The sequence below is a fragment of the Acinetobacter stercoris genome, from assembly GCF_900323515.1.
Lineage (GTDB): Bacteria > Pseudomonadota > Gammaproteobacteria > Pseudomonadales > Moraxellaceae > Acinetobacter > Acinetobacter stercoris.
The window spans coordinates 1-806 of sequence record NZ_OOGT01000433.1 but is presented as its reverse complement, the minus strand read 5'-3'; the positions used below and the strand labels follow the sequence as shown (position 1 = coordinate 806).

1 protein-coding gene is annotated in these 806 nt (G+C 39.5%); it reads left to right on the top strand.

Translation table 11 applies throughout. The features are described from left to right. Positions 1-806 (top strand): DUF2345 domain-containing protein (locus KPC_RS20080; RefSeq protein ID WP_146196697.1); only part of this gene is annotated, 806 nt, incomplete at both ends.

The following is an 806-nucleotide window of genomic DNA, read 5'->3' as shown; positions in this document are numbered from 1 at the left end:
CTTGAGCAGTGCCTTGACTGGTGGTAGTGGCCTGAATGGGTTGTTAAATACCGCACAAAGTTTTATGAGTAGCTTTAACAAAGACACGGAGAATAGTGAAAATACCTCAGCAGAAAACCAAAGCAATGGCACGCTGTTTAGACAGGCGTTGATGCTGTTTGCTTCACCGAATGGCATCGCGATGACTACACCTGAAGATATCGTCAATCATGCAGGTCAGGAGATTGGATTTAGTTCAGGCGGTTCAACCAACTTTAGCTCACAAAAAAATATCCTGATGCATGCACAGGGGAAATATAGTGCCTTTGCGGTAAATGGGATTAGCATGATTGCTGCCAATGAAAAAATCCAGATGCATGCGCAAAATGCCTTGATGGAACTGTTTGCCCGATTAGATATCAAGATTACCGCGACAGAAGGCAAAATCCTGATCACCAGCCCGATAGAGGTTGATATTAAAGCAGGCGGGTCACAGCTCCTCATCAATCAACAAGGTGTCTTTGTCAATACAGATAGATACTTCAAAGTACAAAGTGGGCAGCATGTGTTTGAAAGTGGGATGAGGGTTAATTATACATTACCATTTTTACCAAAAATACAAGGAGGGAAGTTTAGTCAAGTTTTTGATTTAAAAGAATTAGCTGGCGATAACCCTAACTTGGTTGGTGCTACATATAAGATTTTAAATAAAAAAACAGGTAAAACATTGTTGGTGGGAAAGGTTAATGATCAACTTCAAACAGATAGAGTATTTACTGAAAAAGAAGAAGAAATAGAATTGATATTGTTTGAAACTGAATATACAG